We start from the raw sequence: 19525 nt of genomic DNA on the forward strand, positions 1-19525 counted from the left end.
GGCCTTCTTCGTTAGATGCGGATCATCATGTCAGTTGGATATGCCAGCCAGTCTCTTTTTCCAATTCCTCCAGCAGCGTGGCATCGACGTGCCGCTGTCCATTGGTAAACTGCAGGTGGACCATGAGAATATGGCGAATGGCATCTACCAGCAAACGCCGGACATTCCCATATGCTCCCAGCTTTGTCTGTACGATAACCTGGGCATCCCGCTCGTGAAGAGGCTCTCTGGCAGTGGCTTCGCCCGGAGCTTTTTGCTCGTTGCTATTGGCGGACACATAAAATGCCTGCTGACCAGAAAAGTCCAGTACGAGGCTCCAACCAGTCTCCTGCGTGAAGCATTGCTGAATATGCCGTAGCTGTTCTGGCTCCAGGATACCCGTACAGGTCAGCCGCAGCGTTAATTGCTCGTGCAGGATGGATTTCTTGCCGATGATGGCCACATGCGCGGGCAATAAGCGGATAACAGCTTCAACCAGGGCTTTCTGGTGGACATCCTTATCAACTTCAATTTTCCAACCTGTCTCCTGAGACAGGTGCTCAAGTTGCGCGGCATAACGGCTTCGGGCCAGTTCAGGAAAGAAGAAATGCAGCCACAGGGTGGTACGCCTGTCATCTACCCCTAACTGATAGAAGTCAGACGCGGCCCCAAAGGTTTCAATGACGCGAACCATGGCGTCCCCGCGCACCAGCATAGGGACATGTTCTGGTACGCACTCTTCCGCCAGCGTCTCAACGGAAGAACCACGCAACTCAAGCTCCCACCCGGTCTCCTCCATGAAACGCCGCCGCGCCTCCTCCACCAGTTCCGGCGCAACCTGTCCGACGCATACAATACCGACCTTGCGCTTTTCTTGATAGATCGATGGCGTATCAACACAGGAGAGCCCTTCAGGCAGGCTGCGGGTCAAAACCTCTTTCAGCGCCGGTGGATAGATAATCATATGCAAGCGTACATTCCAGCCGGTTACCCCTGAAATCGAGGCCAGATGTTCAGCATAGCGCTCCCTGGCGATATCAGGGAAGGCAAAGCGAGGAATCAAGGTGTGGCTATCCATCTCTACTTTTACGCGCAAATAACCGGGCAACGGCTTCAAGAGCTCTTGCGCGTAATGGAGTGCGTCCTCCATGCGATACGGTTTATCGGTGGGACGCGTCACCAGCGTCCGGTTATGCAGATGGGAGCCATTCGTCGTACCAGACAGGGATGAGGTATGCAGCAGCGAGAGCATCCATCCAGTTGTAACCTGAAATTCGGTGCGCGCATCGCTAATGTCCTCTTGCGAATCGTAGCCATCATAGATGAGACGCACCGTTTTCTGTGCCGGCAAGACCTCTGGCATTCCAACGCAGACCAATCCATCGGACAGAGAGCGCCGGGCGACCTCGATCAGGGCGTCACGGGCGGCGATGGGGATGATCTTGACGTGCCAGCCGGTAGCATCGGCGATCTCTTGCCATAACGAGGCATGGCGGCCACGCGCGACATCGGGAAACAAAAACGAAACGATTAAACAGGAGTCCTCGGCATAGATACGTACAAAACCCGGTAAAGAACTGAGGCGTTGCGTGGCGAATTGGAGTGCCTCTTCAGGCGATACCGGCACGCCGTCGACTGGCTCCGCAACCAGCTCGGGCAGCGTCTGAGGAAGGGCGGTCGCACCAATGGTCGCGCCGGTAAACGTAATATGCCAGCCGGTCAGATCGCGATAGTGGACCTGCGCCTCCTTCAGCGCCTGCGGCGTCGTCTGTCCGCTGACTTCAAAATGGATATGTTTGCTCTCCTGATAGACCGAAGGATGGCTCTGAATGCACAATCCTTCCGGCAGCACCTGCTGAGCGACCTCGCTGAGCGCATCTTGATGGGCATATGGCGATACAAGAATGTTTATATCCGCCTCCTCAGCCGCTTCGGACAAAGCCTGCTGATATTTCTTTTTGGCGATGTCGGGGAAGTGGAAGGAGAGCGTAAGGTCTCCTGTATCAGGATCAAAGCGTCTGCGATACAGGTCAGGGGGATTACCGATATGCTGCTCCAGAATCTGCAACACCAGGCGGCGATCAAGCTGGGAGGCTGAAGGCTCGGCATCATCTTTCTTCAGCGCCTCCTGCCAGTTGGGAGCCAGGGTATAGATGGTCTGACCCTCTTCGAATTGTGGCATCTGCTGTACATAAAAGAGTGAAGAGCTACGCTGCGCCAGGTCGGCAACCGCCAGACGATCGGCCAGTTCCGTAGAGGAGACACCGATCAGCTCACAGAGCTCGCTCAGCGTATAGCTGGTATGCTCCTGGCAGGCCAGAGCCAGTTTGTGGGCGGAAAGTGAGCGGCGCAATACGCGCGCCTGGCGGCTCAGTTCGGTGAGATAAGATGAGACCTGGCGCTCTTCGATGTGTTCGGGTAGCGCGCCTAGCACATCCAGGATCGTGGAGTAGGCATAGCGAATGCGGTCGGATACGCCAGGGGCGAACTGCACGCGCACGGAAGCAGTCGGCAGGAGGCCCCGGCATAAAGCGGGCATGGGACTGCCCCCAAAGGCGACCTGCACAAAGAGCACCTGGCCGATCAAATCACTAAAGAGCTCTGAAGAGGTGCTTTTGCCACGCACATAAAACGCCTCTTCAAGCGCCCGGTGCGGCATAAAATAGCGATAGCGCGGATCTTGCTTGAGCACATCCAGAATACGAGTAATGGTCTCTTCATGCGCCTGACCTTCCCATATCAGGGCCAGTTCGCGCGCGGTTACGATACGCAGGATGGGAATCTGAGAAACAACCTGCCAGAGCTGCTCCACATGGGCTCGTTCAAAAAGGCGTCCTTTGCCGATGCCAACGGCGAGATGTGATAGGGCGACCGCCTGATTCTGCGCCACAGGGTGCACAACCCGGCCAGCAGAAATGGTAAACTCTGCCGCGTTATCTGGTAACAATACCTCCGCGTCGGGCAGGCGGGCACGCAACGCCAGCCGAGCCTCTTCATCCCCATGGACCAGGGCTACATATAATGGCTGCAGAGAGGCCGCGTAGCTGGCCAGTTCACCAGCATCGGCATGGGCCGACAGGCTATATTTGCCCACATGGCACTGTATCAGGGTACTGACGCCATCCAGATCGAGATGGTCCTGCCGCCGATCCGCCACATCCAATAAACGCCGGCCCGGCGATTCCTCATCCTGATAGCTGGTAATTAAAATCGAGGCCTGGGGATCAGAGATCAGGCGCGAGGCGTACCAGACGCTGGGTCCACCCGTCAGCATGCCAGAGCTGGTAACGATGCAGGCCGGCTCACCGGCCAGAATATGTTCCCGGTCGTGCTCATCCTTGACATAGGTAATGCGCCGTCCGGCAAAAGGATAATAGCCCTTACTGATCTGACGCGTCAGACGCGGGGTCAGCGCTTCCGGCAAGAGATGATAGGTTGAACAGACACGGCGCACCAGGCCATCCACATAGATTGGAAATTCTGGGATCAAGCCTTTCTGCTGCGCATCCACAAGCAGCAGCAGTACCTCCTGTCCCCTTCCCAGACCGAAACAAGGAATCAACACATGACCGCCACGCTCAATGCCTTCGGCGACCGCCTGCGCCAGGCGCTGCTCTTCCGCCTGCCGATTGGCGTGCAGCCGCGCGCCATACGTAGCCTCCAGCACGAGGAGATCAGGCTTCTCAATCGGCGGCGGCTGGGCCCCGCAAACGGTGCGCTGCTCGGTCACACTAATATCACCGGAGACCACCAGAGAGCCGTCAGGAGCTACGAAACCAAAGCTGACCGCGCCAGCGATATGGCCTGCCGAACTGGCGATGACGGTCACTTCAGGCAGTTCTGGAATCGTAACAGCCTCTCCAACCGGCAGAGGGCGCACCTGATTAAGCATACGTTCAACCAGGTCGCTGGGGTAAAGAGGGAGCTCCATCTCATCAACGGCTCGGCGCTGCATAATACGCTGCGCATCCGCCAGCATCACCTCCATCAGCAGACCCGTCGCACGTGAAGCAAAAATAGGAGCATCCGGATACGCCTGGTGTAGCAGCGGCAACGCCCCGATATGATCGGCATGGGCATGCGTAACAAAGATTGCACGGACCTCTTTGTCCTCCAACAATGCAAAATCGGGGAGAGGATCGGCACTGCGATCGACACGCACGCCCGCGTCAATGACAATCCACTGATCGGCGATTTGAACAGCAAGACAACTGGCGCCAACTTCATTGGTGCCACCAATAAATAGTACATGCATAGACAATCCTTCGTCACATGATGATGATGCAACGCATATGCATTACATCATCAGCCTAAGTATCCTTCTAAGTCAAACCCCAAACACGCTGCTTGTGAGAGCTGCACTCTGACAAGAGCCATTGAGAACACATCACAGCTCAACAAATATGTATCCTTTGCCTGGGTGGCAAAACATTGCCAGCATCCACACAGGTCGCTACACCCGCGTAACAACACATCCATCATGTGGTCACAGAGAAGAAATATGTGAAGTAAAATATCACAGCAAACGACATCTATTCTATTATTTTAACTCATAGATAGATACTTTTACAATCTTTTTTCATTTGTATGCAAGCACTATAAATTCTTCTACTGTTATTATGCAATATTTTCTCACCTGCTTGCTGAGTTAATTGCTGGAAATGGGGCTCATGATACATAAAATATGGGATTTTGTGGTTGGATTTATGAATAGCGCAGTGCTTCGGCTGGTGCGACACGTCCAGCCTGCCAGGCCGGCAGGACGGCACCAAGGAGTGAAGCAGCGAAGGAGACGGCAACGATCAAGCCAAGTTGTTGCCAGGGGATACTGAAGACGAGGCCCGTTTGATACTGCTCAAAAAAGTTGGCGGCAAAGATGTTGCGCGACAGGATGAGACCTAGCGCGATTCCTAGAATACTGCCCAGCGCCCCTATGAGGAATGATTCAAGTAAAAATGCACCCTGAATCAGCAGGCGTGAACTGCCCATGGCACGCATCATTCCTATCTGCTGGCGACGTTCGATGACGGCCCGTGTCCCGATCAAAGCCAGGGCCGCCATGCCCAGCAAAAGGACCAGGCCAACGACCGCCAGCAGCACATTGCTCAGCAGGATGCGTGGTCCGCGAGCCTGCCAGATAATATCTTCCAGCACCGTTGTCTCCAGGCCATCATCCAGGTAGGCTGAACCCAGCTGGAGCGCTACCGCCCGTAGATCATGTCCGGGGGCTACCTTGAAATAGTAGCTCTGATTCTGTGGAGAATTTGTGCTTCCCGGCACGATACCGGGCTGGCTGACATCGTAGGCGGACTGCGGCACATAGAGTCCAAAATGGGCTGAATCGCTATTGTCGACCACCCCGATCACGGTTATCTTCGTCGCGGTCTTGCCATGCAGACCAATCACCCAGAGGGGTACCGCCAGAAATGAAGTATCACCCTGCGACATGCCGCTCATGGTAAAGGTCAGGTTGGGATCAAAGCCCGGTGGCGTTTTGGGCACATTGGCCGTTGTGGCATTGGCAGCGGAAGGATCATAGACGTATGATCGATTGGGATCATAGGGCAGGGCGCTACTATCGATCAACGCATAATCGGGATGCTGGCGTAGCGCCTGCCAGACCGCGTCATCGCTCTGGAAGCCCTGCGCACGGGCAATGAGATGGGTACCATAGCCCTGCAAGAAACCACCATTCACGACCTGGGCCGGGTAGACGGACCAGCGTGGAGAGGGCGCGCCGGGCTGCAACACGCCCAGGGCGGTCGTGTGTCGCACCCCGATGGCGGAAAAATCGGACGGACTAATTCCATGTGCGGCCAGCGATTGCTGCAGATTCGGGATCGCTTTAAAGTAGGCCGTCGCCTGGATGTCGTACCCTCCGGTCTGCGTGTTGATATCGACATACGAATTCTGCATCGCATTGGTAATAATCGCCATCACCGTCATGGCAAAGACGACCAGGCTGAACATGATCACGCTTAAGCCGGTGCGCAAGCGACGCTGCAGCGGATAGGCCAGGGCCAACCTGAGCACAACGAAGATCGCGGGTATGCGCGAGAACAGGGCCAGAAAAGGCACAGTCAGCAGGCGAGCATTGGCGCTCAGGGTCCAGACAGCGCCCAGAACCATCATGACGCCCGCGACAAAAAACACTTCGATGCCCGCTTGAAAGCGTGGTAGGCCGAGTTGAGCCAGCGCATCAAAAGGCAGCGCCCAATAGGCCAGCCACGACAGTCCTATCAGCGCGGCTACAGCCCCATCAATCCAATACGACCAGGATTGAAAATCTACCTTCTCATATCTATGGCGCAGTCGCAGATAGACGGCCACGCTCTGAAGCAGCAAGGTTTTGAGCAACAGCACGCCCCCAAAGACAAACAGCGAGAGGCCAAGTGAAAAAGGAATGACCTCCTCATCGTTCAAACCCTGTTGGACCAGCAGGATACCGGCCAGCAGGGGAACGATGCCGATAACGGTCAGCGTAATCAAGAAGCTCAATGCTACTTCGGGTACATGTTCAAACAGGATTCTGCGCGCGCGTCGCCAGTTGCGCACGCCCGGTCGCAAACAATCCCTCAACTGCACACTCAGCTGATAGAGACGCGTCCCTTGCTCATGCAGAGGCAGGCGTACGCGCGCCGGCTCCGGCAGATCCCGAATAGCCTCGCTCACCGTCATCCGGCTCACCAGCCAGGACGCCAGGGCCACCGAGAGAAAGGTAAAGATGACGCCCAGACAGTAAGCGATCAGCAGGCTATGAGGCTGAAAGCTAAATTTAAGCGGAAAATTGAAGCGCGCCAGCAGGGGTCCTAAGAAATAAATCAAGGCGGCTCCCAACCCAAAACCAGCCAGCAACCCGATCAGGGAGGAGATCAGATCGTAGACGGTACCCTCGAAGAGATACATCAGGATGAGATGTCGCCTCTGCACACCGATGGCGCGGGCGATCCCCATTTCCGAGCGTCTCTCAGCCGCCAGCAGCACAAAGATAAGAAATATCAACAGCAGCCCGATGGCCAGGGCGAAGAGGGCGAAGAGAGAAAAGATACGCGAAAAGATATCCTGCGCATTCTGCGAGGTTTGCACCCCCTGTTGCTTGACCTGTATCACATGAACGTCGCCCGGCAACCAGCGCTCCACCTGATCCTCTACCTGGTCTGACAGGGCGACACCATTAACGCCACCACCGCCGCGATTCGCGATCAGGATCTGGTTGATTCTACCCGGCTCGTTCTCTATCTTCTGGAAGGTATGCAGATTGCTGATCAGGACCGGCTGGTCGCCCACGATATCGGTATTGTTAACAATGGCGACGACATTCATCGTATAGCGGCGTCCGGGCCAGCGCGAGGAATAGAGGTACAGACGATCGCCCGCGCGGGCGTTTAGCAGGCTGGCACAAGACTGATTCAGATAGACCGCGTTATCTGGCAGGGCGCTGATGCGCCGGGGTCGTTTAGATATGGCATCCGTTAAGCCCCCAAATCCAAGCTCGCTATCGGGCAATACCGCCAGCGCGCCCACATTCGAGCGCACCTGGCGCGACGTCTGGTCCGCCAGCAACAGACCGGTGTCGTGTAAGTCCGCCCCCACAGCCGCGATATCGGGCACCGTCTGCGCATGTCGCTTAACCTGGTTATAGGTACGCTGGGAGTAGGTCCCAAGGGCCCCATGGCCTCCCTCCACCAATTCATCGATGTTGCCCCAATTATAGACGGCAACGCTCTGGACAGCCGAAGTCATCACATCGCCAGTGGCCAGTACCCCCGAGAGCAGGGTGGTAGAGAGCATGAGGGCAAACACGATCAGACCCATCTGGGTACGGCGTCGACTGACATTGCGTAGCCCGATCTTAAAAAAGATCGCATTGGTGATGGCCAGTATCAGGGTTCCCCCCATAATAATACCGGTCACGATCAGAAGAATAGGTGTTAGTTGGTCAAGCGAGATGCCAAAAAATTGTGTCATGTTTTCAATGTCTTCAGCGTATGGTAGAAGATATCGGCCACTTGTGCGTAACCCAGTTCGTTGGGATGAAAACCATCCTGGCTAATGTATTCGGGATGATCGGCCAGAGCTTGCCAATCCTGATAGAGATCAACCAGCACAACATGATTCTGCTGCACAACTTTGGCGATGACTGCGTTATATGCGGCAATCTGGCGCTGCAGTGCCCGGATATCGCCATTTTTGAAGCGCGGCAACAGGGTCAGGTCTGGCACATTGGCCACCATAATCGGGGTATTGGGATTGGTGGAACGCAAGCGCCGCACGATGCTATCCAGGTCGCGTTGATAGCTGGCCAGCGGTACCTTATCAACCAGGTCGTTGACCGCCAGCCAGACCGTGACCAGGCCGGGATGGGCATCCAGCGCCACCGGTAACTCGATATTCAGCGCGTCATGAGCATCGATGCCCGGAATCCCCAGATTGATTAAACGGGTCTGTGAACCCAGCGCATGCGTGAGATCTACCGGCCAGCACTGCGTGGCAGGATCATCCGTACCCGTGCCAAAGGTATCAGATGCCCCGATCGCCACGTAAGTTAACCTGGCGGTGGGAGGTGGTTGCACCTGCAATCGCGTAGAGGTGGGAGCACTGGCGCACGCGGTACTAAAAAACAGGCACAGGAACATAAAAAAAAGGCTGCTAAAAGGAGTTCCGGCGGCTTGAAGTATCATAGCTCTACCGGATTTCCCTGGCAGCCTTTTTTCGCTCTCTATCTCGATATTGCGGATAAGCTATCCATGCGCGCTGTAGCAGAATGACCTCTCAGGCGTGAAACGCGACCAATATTGGTAAATTTCGCTTTACAGCAATCACTCAACCTCAGGACACACCAAAGCAGGTGTCCGTGCGAGCCTTATAATCCGCGAGCAGCAATAGCCGCGCTCAGCACAGAAATCAGAGCGAAGAGGACAATGAAGATGATCGTCGCATTAAAGATCAAGCGCTCAACGCCACGGCGTGTTTTAAACACGGAGCCGGCGCTACTCCCACCAAAGGCGCTTCCCAGACCTGCGCCACGAGCCTGTAACAAAATAAAAACCACGACGGCGATGCTCAGAATGATCTGAACAACACGAATTGCCGGAAGCCACTGTTGCAGCAAGAGTTTTCCTCTCTTTCGAGCTAACCCATTTCAACCAAAGGTGAATCAATTTCGCACAGATTATACCATAGGATATATCAGACGTCGAGAGAACACACGCGCATATATCAATATATCCGCCGGCTCATTACCTGAATATACAGGGGCGTCACTGTGTGCCACGCAGCATAAACGCATAGCTACTTGACGATGTTGACGTGTTCTGGCGCGCTCTTATTATTGCTCACTGGCTCAGCGATACTGATGCTTTTGTTAAAGCGCTGCTTTAATAGCATAGCCAGGGCAGGCCAGCCATCTTTCCAGGGTGAAAGCTTCTTCTCTTCACGAGGATAATAGCTGATGGGCACCTCAAAGATCGTGTAACCGGCTTTGAGGATGCAGGTCGTAATTTCTGGCTCGATCTCAAAGCGCCGACCGGTCATGGGCAGGGCATGGGCCACCGCGCCTGGCATCAACTTATAGCAGGTCTCCATATCATGAATACGGCTACCAAATAAGACATTGGTCACAGTGGTCAGGAAGCGATTGCCCCAGCGGGTCGTAAATTTCTGACCTGAAAGATCGCGATACCCATAAATAGCTACACGCTTATGGCCTGCTGCCGTCGCGGCATCCCATTTGTGTACCAGCGCAGGAATGTCCTGGGGATCATACTCCATGTCCGCGTCCTGAACGGTTACCAGGTCGCCGGTCGCCAGTTGGAATCCGGTACGCAGGCCCGCGCCTTTGCCCTGGTTGCGCTCATGACGCACATACTGATAGGAGTCGTAAGGGGCCGTCTGGCGCAGTTGCTGAATGATCTCCCAGGTGCGATCGCTGGACGCATCATCGACAACAATTACCTCAAGGTCCAGTTGCACCTGAGCAAGCATCTCTAAAATCTTAGCCACTGTCTTCTCTTCATTATAGACAGGGACAATAACGGAAATCCGCATACATAAAGCCTCTCTTCTTAACTAAAAGAATGCCTATACAGGCAGAAATAAGGACGCAAAAATAAGTCTATTCCATATCAAGTAAACGAATGAATGAGTATATAGCAACAAACTACCTTACAAATAGTATCTCTAGATCAGCAAGGATCCGTTTATCCTTCTCCCAGGGAGACATACAAAAGTATTAGCCATCCATTCGTCCCTTGTAGGACACTTAACCAATATGATACAATACAATCCGGGCGAGGACATTGGGTCCCCGCCCGAACTTATGTGAGAGAGTATTACAGTTATGGAAATAACCTGGCTTGGCCACTCTTGCTTTCAGCTACGTGGCAAAAACGTCGTTCTCATTACAGATCCCGTTACTCCTCGGCAGGCGAACTCGGAAGCGGCCGACAGCTTGAGCAAGGTAAATGCCTCTATTGTCACAGTCAGTCATGATCATCCAGGCCATAACTACGTACAGGGTGTGGGTGGTCATCCACGAGTCGTACGTGGACCGGGTGAATATGAAATTAGCGATGTGTTGATTACCGGTGTTGCTTCCTATCATGATGATGAACATGGACAAAAACTGGGGCGCAACACTATTTACATTATACACATGGACGATCTCGTCATCTGCCATTTAGGTGACCTGGGTCATGTTTTACAAGAGCAACAGTTAGAAGAAGTTGCCGACGCAGACATACTTCTCCTGCCAATTGGCGGTGGTAATTCGATTGATGCAACACAGGCTGCGGAGATTATCAGTCAGGTAGAACCACGCGTGGTTATTCCTATGCACTATCATCCGGAAGAAACTGAAGGCGTACCGGCACAACTTAATAAGTTTTGTCGTGAAATGGGTGTGGAGGCTATTGAGCCGCAGCCCAAATTTACGGTCACCAGAAGCTCTCTGCCAGCAGCCATGCAAGTTGTGTTACTTACACCACGCTAAAAGCTGTGACACTATTGTCAATGTTTCAATACTCAAGGCAAGGCTCCGGGTATAAGGAGGAAGCGAAGCTATGTCAAAATTTATCTTTGTAACAGGTGGTGTGGCGTCTTCAGTAGGGAAGGGTATCAGTGTCGCCTCACTCGGGCGTCTCCTCAAAAATCGCGGAGTCTCCGTCTCCCTTATGAAATTAGACCCCTATATTAATGTTGATCCGGGCACAATGTCACCTTACCAGCATGGTGAGGTCTTTGTGACCGATGATGGGGCTGAGACGGACCTGGACCTGGGCCACTATGAGCGCTTTACTGATGAGCCATCATACCAGGCCAACAATGTCACCACCGGTCAGGTCTATGCATCAGTTATCGGTAAAGAACGCCGGGGTGAGTACCTTGGCGGCACGATCCAGGTTATCCCCCACATTACCAACGAGATCAAGGATCGCATCCACGCGGTCGCCCGTCGCTCGGATGCCGACGTGGTTATCGTTGAGGTTGGTGGCACGGTCGGTGACATCGAGGGCGAGCCGTATTTAGAGGCCATTCGTCAGATGCGTAAGGATGTCGGACGTCGGGATGTCCTTTATATCCATGTCACACTTCTCCCTTACCTTGGAGCCGCCAAGGAGCTCAAAACAAAGCCAACGCAGCACAGCGTTAAAGAGCTACTGCGCGTCGGCATTCAGCCTGATGTGATCCTGTGCCGCTCCGACTACCCGGTGCCCGATGACCTGCGTGAGAAGATAGCGCTTTTCTGCAACATCGAGGAAAAGGCGGTTATCGGCATGACCAACGCCGAAACGATCTACGAGGTTCCCTTGAACCTGGAGGAGGCCGGCCTGGGCGAGTTTATTGTGCAGGAGCTGAACCTGCCCAAACATGAGCCTGAAATGGGCGAATGGGGAGAACTGGTGGCCCGCATCAAGCGTTCACGGCCCGAGCTCACCATCGGCCTGGTTGGTAAATATGTCGAACTGCACGACGCGTATATGTCGGTCGCGGAGTCCTTACATCACGCCGGCTGGTTCCATGACGTCGATATTCGCATCAAATGGATTAATTCAGAAGCGCTGGAGCAGATGGGCGAGAACTACGAGGAGGCGTTGGAAGACGTCGCCGGTATCGTGGTTCCCGGTGGCTTTGGCCACCGTGGTATCGAGGGGAAGATCAAGGCCGCCAGCTATGCGCGCCGTCACAACATCCCCTACCTGGGTCTCTGTCTGGGTATGCAGGTAGCCGTCATTGAGTTTGCCCGCAACGTGCTGGGTATGACCGATGCCAATAGCTCCGAGTTCGATCCCCAGAACGCCAATCCGGTCATCGATCTTATGCATACGCAGCGCAACGTCTCCGATAAAGGCGGTACCATGCGTCTGGGCAACTGGGTCTGCTGCTTGATGCCTGATACAAAAGCCTATAAAGCCTATGGAGAGGCGATTGTATTTGAGCGCCATCGCCATCGCTATGAATTCAATAACGAGTATCGCAAGCGCATGGAGGCTCATGGACTGGTAGTCAGCGGTCGGTCCGCCGACAATAGCCTGGTCGAGGTTATCGAGCTCAAAGATCATCCCTGGTTTGTCGCTTCTCAGTTCCATCCCGAGTTCAAGAGCCGGCCTAATCGACCTCATCCACTCTTCCGCGATTTTATTGGTACCAGCGTCCAGCTCAACAAACAGCAGGATAACTCCTTCGAGACGTTAGAACCCAGTAAAGTGTTGCCTGATTCACGGGTAGAGATGTAATCACATGTTATACTTGAGCCAGCTGCTCGGCGCGCCATTGCTGGACCAGCATAATACGCGCGTTGGCAAAATCATTGATATACTCGCGCGCGCATCCCAGGTAGGACAGGACAATCCAGCCTATCCTACCGCCCTGCTGGTAGAGATCGAAGATGACCAGCAGAAGCGCGTGCCAATCACGGATGTTATACATAGTGAGGGAGCGTGGCACCTGCGCTACCCCGAGGAACAACTTGCTCAGTTACAGTCTGACCTCGTGTCTGAGGATGAGTTCCGCCTGGCTCAAGAGGTACTTGATAAGCAGATCATTGATCTGGAGCATAAAAAAATGGTGCGCGTCAATGATCTGTGCTTCAACGATAGCTGGCAGATTCTGGGCGTCGACAAGAGCTCCCTCAGCCTGGTTCGTCGCCTGGCCCCATCCTGGCTGGCTAACGCGATCAACCAGCCCACCAGCGCCACGCTGGTTCCCTGGTCAGAGGTTGAACTGGTACAGGCGGGCTATTATGAAGAGGAGAGCGACCAGAAGGTTCCTACCGCACCCCTGACCACTACATCCACACCTACGCACCGCACCCTCAGCGGTCACCTATCAGAGCTGCATCCAGCGGATATTGCCAATATCGTCCACCAGGTCTCAGTTGAACAGGGGGCGCGCCTGCTCGAACGCCTGGACGATGAACTGGCCGCCGATACCATGGAGGAGATCGCCACCGAACGCCAGGCGCAGATTCTGGAAAATCTGTCTGATGAGCGGGCTACCGCCATTCTGCGCGCAATGGGTCCCGATGAGGTGGCAGACCTGCTGGGGCAACTCCCTGAGGACCGGCAGCAGGAACTCTTGCAGCAACTCAATCCCGAGGACTCGGAAGAGGTACAGGATCTGCTGGAATATGAGGCCAATACGGCCGGCGGCTTGATGACGACCGACTACATTGTGCTCAATCAGACGCGCGCCGCACAGGATGCGCTCACGGCGATCCGCACCGAGATCATTGAAAACGATGTACGTATCGCTTATGTCTACTGCGTGGAAGATGAGAATGCCGATGAATATCGCCCGCTAGGGGTTGTATCTATCTGGGACCTGCTGGTCGCGCAGACCGGTCAGACATTGCAGGAAATTATGGAGACCGATCTGATCGCAGTGCGGCCAGATGACGATCCACGCGCCGTGGCCGAGACACTGGCGAAATATAACCTGCTGGCCGTGCCCGTGGTCAACGAGAATGGTCACCTCGAAGGCGTGATTACGGTCGACGATGCACTGGACGTCTTGCTGCCCAACGGACGAAGACACAGACCCAATCGCATGTACTAACATTATTGTGGACGAAAATGGTCGGTGAGTCCGACCATTTTCGTCCACAATAATGTTATGCTTCAAACATCCCGTCATGGACGATCGGAGGTATTCGGGCATACGGCTGTTTCCAGCGCGGCCAGCACCTGCATAATATCCTGACAGACTTCCACTAACACGCCAGGTAGCCACTCTTCGGGCTGTGGATCATCTGGCAAAACGATCTGCTCCAATCCCCCATCCTCTACCTGCAGCAGGATACTTTTACCGGGCACAGGCTGATCCTCATGCAAGCCCCGCATACCCAGGGGATGCCAAATAGGAATCTCTACACGCTGCTGCAGCGTCAGAACATCGGGATAGAGACGATTGTCGCGTAAGATCATGCTCACGCCTGGACGTGTCTCGATGGTTCTGCGGCTCTGCTCGCTGGCCTGGAGCTTGAGCATCTGCGCCAGCGAGAGCAGGGTCTCTTCGCTGGGCGCGACCCCATGCAAAACCAGGGTGTAAGAGAGGTCCAGTATCAGCGGTGGAATCGCGCTGGTATGTAGATGGGCGCAATCCTGTTCGACCTCATGGAAAAACTCACATACGCCGGCCGGGCCATCTGTTGAAAGGGCGGTATCCAGTACACCCCAGGAAAACGACACCACACACGAGCTCTGCTGCTCCACGTCATCGCAAGAACCCGTATGACAGGTACAGGTAAACTCACGTTCCAGCGAACGCGTATTCAACCAGGACTCGGGGTGCGCGACCAGACCAAGATCACGTGCCGCCTTGATAAATAATCCGGTCAAGTCTTCAAATGTTAACACGAACTAGCTCCTTATCGCCCCTCACAGGCCATTTGCTGGCCCACGGTACTCCACCCTACAGCCCAGCAATAGAATTATCCCTCTATATTACCGATGAGTATACCATGTGTCAAATATCATCCCCCAAAAAAAACAGGGCGCCCATGGTGTGGGCGCCCTGGAAAAGTATTACTAAGCCTGGCTATAGCATTGGCCGAACAGAAATGATCGTATATGTCGTTACACCGCCAGGAGTTGAAACACTCACTTCATCACCCTCGCGGTGACCCATCAGAGCTTTACCCACAGGAGCCTGATCAGAAATCAACCCCTCTTTTGGATTTGCTTCGAACGTCTCAACGATCTTAAACGTACGCTTGGTGCCTCTGTCCGTCTCTACTTCAACCTGCATACCAATATGGATGGTACCATCCGTGTCAGCGTGCATGTCTGGAGTCATTACCTCGGCATAGGCGATGCGATGTTCAAGTTCGAGAATCTCGCCTTCTAGCATTGCCTGGTCATTTTTTGCTTCTTCGTATGCGCTACTCTCACTGATATCGCCAGCTTCCTTGGCTTCATGAATGTAGTCGGCGACCTCTCGGCGTTTTACGTTACGCAAATAGTCCAGCCGCTCTTTCATCTTCGCGAAGCCTTCAGGTGTGAAGCGATAGATTTTGCGATCCGATGCATCACTCTGTCCACCAATACTCATTGTCAAACTCCTCCTGGTAGTGAGGCTCTCGACCCCAGCGGGTCCATTCCCGATATCCGCCTCTGATTACCTATCTAGTAAAACTAAAAGCTTCATCCAGCTTTTATATCTGCCCTGTGCTGCTTGCCCCTTGCTTTAGCACCATACCAACGGCGGCGCAGATAGCAAAAACCACACCCGACGTCTTTATCAATCCCTGCAAGCTTTCACACAAAAAAGAGGATGAAGTACTGACAGCAAATAAAACGCTTACGAGTCCGCTTATTGGTTGCTGTCTTTCTGATCATCGAGGCGACATAATTCCACGCCTCGTATCAATGCGAAACGTAGATGCTCAACACACATGAGGGAGATTATACGTTGAGAATGATAGAACGTCAAGTGATTTGCTCCATTTTTTCCTTACTTTCATAGCAAATCTCTGTGTTCTATTGTAAAGTAATGCAGCATGCCTCACTTAGCATGGCAGGCTCCTCAACATACACATCATTAACCCTCGATCATCTCCGCATCTACTATCAATTCGTACAGAAATTGTTGTTTTAAATTACTGCAAGCCGTTTCAACGCTTTTCACTGAAGGTTTTTAGTTACTCGTTGATATAAAACGAAAAAGTCGTGTACCACAGACGGGGCATACCCCTTCCATAGCATTTCTGTTATTCTTGGTAACAATCCGTCTGGCATCTTTCATCCCACGCCTGGCACGGCACTTCACGCAATAGGCTTCGGGCTGCGAGGGAGAAGTATCAGCAGACTCCTCTGCTTCTTCACTTGTTGATCGATCAGCCATAACAGGTGATACTGTTTCATTTATCGGCTCTTCGCTGGCTGAAATAAATTCCGCTACCTCAGTCTCGTTTGAGTCACGCTCTATGGCTATAGAGGGCACCTCTTCGACCGGGTGTGATGCAATTGTATCGAAGCTGGTCGTCTGCAAGCGGCCTGAGAGCCGCTGTAACACATAGCGACCCAGCATGAAAAGGATGCCAACGGTAACGACTATAAGTATTCTAACAACAATACGGCTATACCTTCCAACGCGCCGCATATAATCCTCCTTACACGCTACAGCATAACTCTATCGATAAAATAATGATAATGGTCGAACCCAATCAGCGCTGATCAGTAATATAGATAGTACCTGCACTATAATAGAACCATCTCGTTAACGGTTTTTTGGCGCCTTCCTTCGTTGAGTATATCATTATCTGCCATGGCTGGCTGCGCTCTCATGACCCATGGAAATAGTATCACTGTAGCAGCGGCCCTCGACATATCCCCTAGTCAATTCATGAGATGCGGTCTATAATGGGGCTGGCACTGGATGTACATCATACAAAGGAGCATTCGATGTCTAACATCATCGTTTCACTTGTTCTGACAGCGATTGTCGCTTATCTATGGGGGTCGATCCCCGCCGGCTACTGGATGGGAAAACTACTCCGTGGTAGGGATTTTGATATTCGAGAACATGGAAGTCGCAAAATCGGAGCGACCAATGTACAGCGCACGCTGGGAACTGGTCCAGCGCTGATTGTTCTGGTTATCGACCTCTCAAAGGGGATCGGCCCGGCCCTGCTGGCAACACTGGTCCCACTCTTTTATGCCAATGGCTGGGGCATTCTGGTGGCTGGCCTGGCGGCCCTGCTGGGACACTGCTATCCCGTCTTTATCGGCTTTAAGGGTGGCCGCGGCGTTCTGACAGGCGGGGGGTGCTCCTGGTCTGTTCGCCGTTGACGTTTCTGATCTCAGCAATCACTACCATCGGCACCATTAGTATCTGGAGATATGTCTCGCTGGGCTCCATTGTTGGTGGCCTGACCTCTATGGTCTGCGGCATTGTATTTTATATCCTGGGCGTTACACATCCAGGCTTTTTTGCCGCCGTTAGCTTGCCTCAACTCCTCTATATGCTTATCGGACCCGCACTGGTTATTATTTTTCATCGCGATAACATTGGCCGCCTGCTTTCAGGCTCGGAACGCAAACTGGGGCAAAAAGTGCCCGAGGCCGAAGCTAATCCAACTGCATAGCGAGAAGAGCATGCTCTTCTCGCCTCTTTGCGACCCTATTTTTCGTCCGCATCGCTGCTGCGCAGCAGCGGCCAGCCTCCGATCAGGTATTCGACCCCTGAAAAGATGGTCCAGATGGTGGCCACCACGATCAGGGCGTCAGCGATCAAGAGTAGTATCTCTGCCGCGTTGACAGTCTGACTATTGAAAGTAAGCATGAGGGGGAAAAGCGAAAGCATATGGGCGCCCAGACCTTTCGCCAGCAGTAATGCTCCCAGGGCAACTAGCGTAATAAAGGTCTTTTGCTTTCCCCACACACCCGCTGGGATCACCTTGCCCTTGGCGGCCGCGATTGAACGTAAACCGGACACCATAAATTCACGCGTAATGATGATGAAAGTGACCCATGCCGGCACCAGGTTAAGCTGTACCAGCGCGATCAGTACCGCGGCCACAAATACCTTGTCAGCGGTCAGGTCCAGAAAAACGCCCAGCGAGGAGACCACTTTAAAGCGACGGGCCAGGTAGCCATCCAGGTAGTCGGTTACAGAGGCCAGGAAAAAGAGAACGGTGGCGACCAGAAAGGCCCAGGGCTGATTCACCAGGATTAAAATAAAGACCGCCACGGTGGCAATCAAGCGGCTGATACTCAATATATTTGGGAGATTACGCATACATACCCCTTATGATGGAGCTATCCGTGTGTACAGACAGCTTCGGTGTGCCGATTTGTTACAGCGATAATAAGTAACATTATATGCGAAGCCAGCTAACATGTATAGCTACAAAGGAGCAGTTACGCTTTTACAGCAACAATCAGGTCACGTCGCTTAATGACACGGTCTACAGGATGAGCAAATCGTGTATACACGTCCTCGTTCAGAACCTGGAGCTGCGTATATTTTTGCAGGGCGGCCACCATGTCTTCTCGCGTAATACGGGTGGCGTTCCAGGCCAGAGCGATGCTGCCACCGGATACGAGCATGCCTTCCCACACCGGTAGCGCTTTGCTCAAGAGGGATGCGATCTCACCGAAATGCTGGATGCCATAGGGCAGGTCACCAACGATCACGTGCATACGCGGTCCTCCCACGACCTCGCGCATGTGCAGGGTCGCGTCCGCCGCGTCCCCATTCGCCAGGACTAGATGTTGAGCATTGCCTTTGGCGCCGATCTCAAACTGATAGCGCCGACCACTGCGCCGACCACGTTCATCGGTCTCTTTGACCCTGATATGCTCTCCCTGCAGGTACTGGCGCACGAATACCGCTGTCGTATCAATATCCTGCCGGTTCAATTCGATGCCAAAGGCATCATATCCAAAGGCCAGGGCCAGAAATAGGGTGGTTCCTCCGCCACACAGGGGATCCAGCACCCTGATGCGCTCACCTTCCGCGAGTTCAAAGCGACTGGAAAAGACGGCCGTATTGAGCAAGACACGCGTAAAGGTCTCATTGGTTTTGCCGCGATAGCGGCGTGCCTCGGCCATTTCAAGAGGTAGAAACGGCGTAAACTGAGGCTCGATGGGACGGAGCAAGGGTCCTGGGATATCTCCCAGCTGTTCAAAGTATTCGTAACCTTCGCTTAAGGCCCCCAGCCTGGGCAATATCGTCGGGAGTAAGGCCAGGTAGCGGTCCCTACTATCGTCAGGGATCGCCACAAGCACATATTCCTGCCCGGCCAGCGTTATAGGCTGTATATCCTGGGCCAACGAACCCAACGGACTGATGAGCAGTTCTGGCACCGCCAGCAGGGCAGTCATATCCGCGTACTGTGTGCTGCGTTGTGGCATAATTTTGAGCGCTATTTTCATATCTAGCAGTATAGCATAGCACTGAGCCAGTTCATAGCATTCAAACGTACTCAGTAACAGGAGAGGCTCCATACTGTCCCCACATCACATTCATAATGGATGCCATTCATCTGGATGAGCGGAGCCGCATACTTTTTATAGTATCATGCGATTAGCAATCATTTATCAGT

General features: G+C 53.6%; 13 protein-coding genes and 1 pseudogene. 4 read left to right on the forward strand and 10 right to left on the reverse strand.

The window, feature by feature from the left end:
- Positions 1-25: 25 nt before the first annotated feature.
- From AABA21_RS20630 to AABA21_RS20650, 5 genes are all read right to left on the reverse strand, one after another.
- On the reverse strand, positions 26-4234 hold the full coding sequence (locus AABA21_RS20630) for an MBL fold metallo-hydrolase (protein ID WP_338253340.1): 4209 nt from the start codon (positions 4232-4234) through the stop codon (positions 26-28).
- A gap of 449 nt (positions 4235-4683) precedes the next feature.
- Entirely contained in the window at positions 4684-7947 is a 3264-nt protein-coding gene (locus AABA21_RS20635) for an FtsX-like permease family protein (RefSeq protein ID WP_338253341.1), read from the reverse strand.
- Positions 7944-8660: an SGNH/GDSL hydrolase family protein gene (locus AABA21_RS20640; protein WP_338253342.1), complete on the reverse strand. Its 717-nt coding sequence runs from the start codon at positions 8658-8660 to the stop codon at positions 7944-7946. Before AABA21_RS20640 ends, AABA21_RS20635 begins: the two co-directional genes overlap by 4 nt.
- 182 nt (positions 8661-8842) lie before the next feature.
- Positions 8843-9091, reverse strand: coding sequence for a preprotein translocase subunit SecG (secG, locus tag AABA21_RS20645; RefSeq protein ID WP_338253343.1), 249 nt, complete (start codon positions 9089-9091; stop codon positions 8843-8845).
- Positions 9092-9270: 179 nt separating this feature from the next.
- On the reverse strand, positions 9271-10026 hold the full coding sequence (locus tag AABA21_RS20650; RefSeq protein WP_338253344.1) for a glycosyltransferase family 2 protein: 756 nt from the start codon (positions 10024-10026) through the stop codon (positions 9271-9273).
- A 292-nt stretch (positions 10027-10318) separates the two neighbouring features.
- On the opposite strand from AABA21_RS20650, the gene AABA21_RS20655 reads away from it, so the two are divergent.
- The 3 genes from AABA21_RS20655 (at position 10319) to AABA21_RS20665 (ending at position 14034) form a co-directional block, all read left to right on the forward strand.
- On the forward strand, positions 10319-10969 hold the full coding sequence (locus AABA21_RS20655) for an MBL fold metallo-hydrolase (RefSeq protein ID WP_338253345.1): 651 nt from the start codon (positions 10319-10321) through the stop codon (positions 10967-10969).
- 70 nt (positions 10970-11039) lie between these two features.
- Positions 11040-12713: a CTP synthase gene (locus AABA21_RS20660; protein ID WP_338253346.1), complete on the forward strand. Its 1674-nt coding sequence runs from the start codon at positions 11040-11042 to the stop codon at positions 12711-12713.
- A gap of 4 nt (positions 12714-12717) precedes the next feature.
- On the forward strand, positions 12718-14034 hold the full coding sequence (locus AABA21_RS20665; protein WP_338253348.1) for a magnesium transporter: 1317 nt from the start codon (positions 12718-12720) through the stop codon (positions 14032-14034).
- A gap of 74 nt (positions 14035-14108) precedes the next feature.
- On the opposite strand, the gene AABA21_RS20670 is transcribed toward AABA21_RS20665, so the two are convergent.
- The 3 genes from AABA21_RS20670 to AABA21_RS20680 form a co-directional block, all read right to left on the reverse strand.
- The gene (locus AABA21_RS20670; protein WP_338253349.1) at positions 14109-14834 is read right to left on the reverse strand and encodes a hypothetical protein; all 726 of its coding nucleotides are present in this window, start codon (positions 14832-14834) and stop codon (positions 14109-14111) included.
- A 181-nt stretch (positions 14835-15015) separates the two neighbouring features.
- The gene (gene greA, locus AABA21_RS20675; RefSeq protein WP_338253350.1) at positions 15016-15528 is read right to left on the reverse strand and encodes a transcription elongation factor GreA; all 513 of its coding nucleotides are present in this window, start codon (positions 15526-15528) and stop codon (positions 15016-15018) included.
- Positions 15529-16113: 585 nt separating this feature from the next.
- Positions 16114-16578 (reverse strand): DUF5679 domain-containing protein, encoded by a 465-nt coding sequence (locus tag AABA21_RS20680; RefSeq protein ID WP_338253351.1) that lies wholly within the window; start codon positions 16576-16578, stop codon positions 16114-16116.
- A 380-nt stretch (positions 16579-16958) separates the two neighbouring features.
- On the opposite strand from AABA21_RS20680, the pseudogene plsY reads away from it, so the two are divergent.
- Positions 16959-17563: pseudogene (gene plsY / locus AABA21_RS20685) on the forward strand (glycerol-3-phosphate 1-O-acyltransferase PlsY).
- 35 nt (positions 17564-17598) lie between these two features.
- On the opposite strand, the gene pgsA reads toward plsY, so the two are convergent.
- The gene (pgsA, locus tag AABA21_RS20690; protein WP_338253352.1) at positions 17599-18216 is read right to left on the reverse strand and encodes a CDP-diacylglycerol--glycerol-3-phosphate 3-phosphatidyltransferase; all 618 of its coding nucleotides are present in this window, start codon (positions 18214-18216) and stop codon (positions 17599-17601) included.
- Between the two features lie 122 nt (positions 18217-18338).
- Positions 18339-19427, reverse strand: a complete 1089-nt coding sequence (locus AABA21_RS20695; RefSeq protein WP_338253353.1) for a TRM11 family methyltransferase — start codon at positions 19425-19427, stop codon at positions 18339-18341.
- Between the last annotated feature and the right edge of the window lie 98 nt (positions 19428-19525).

This window comes from Dictyobacter halimunensis (assembly GCF_036245075.1).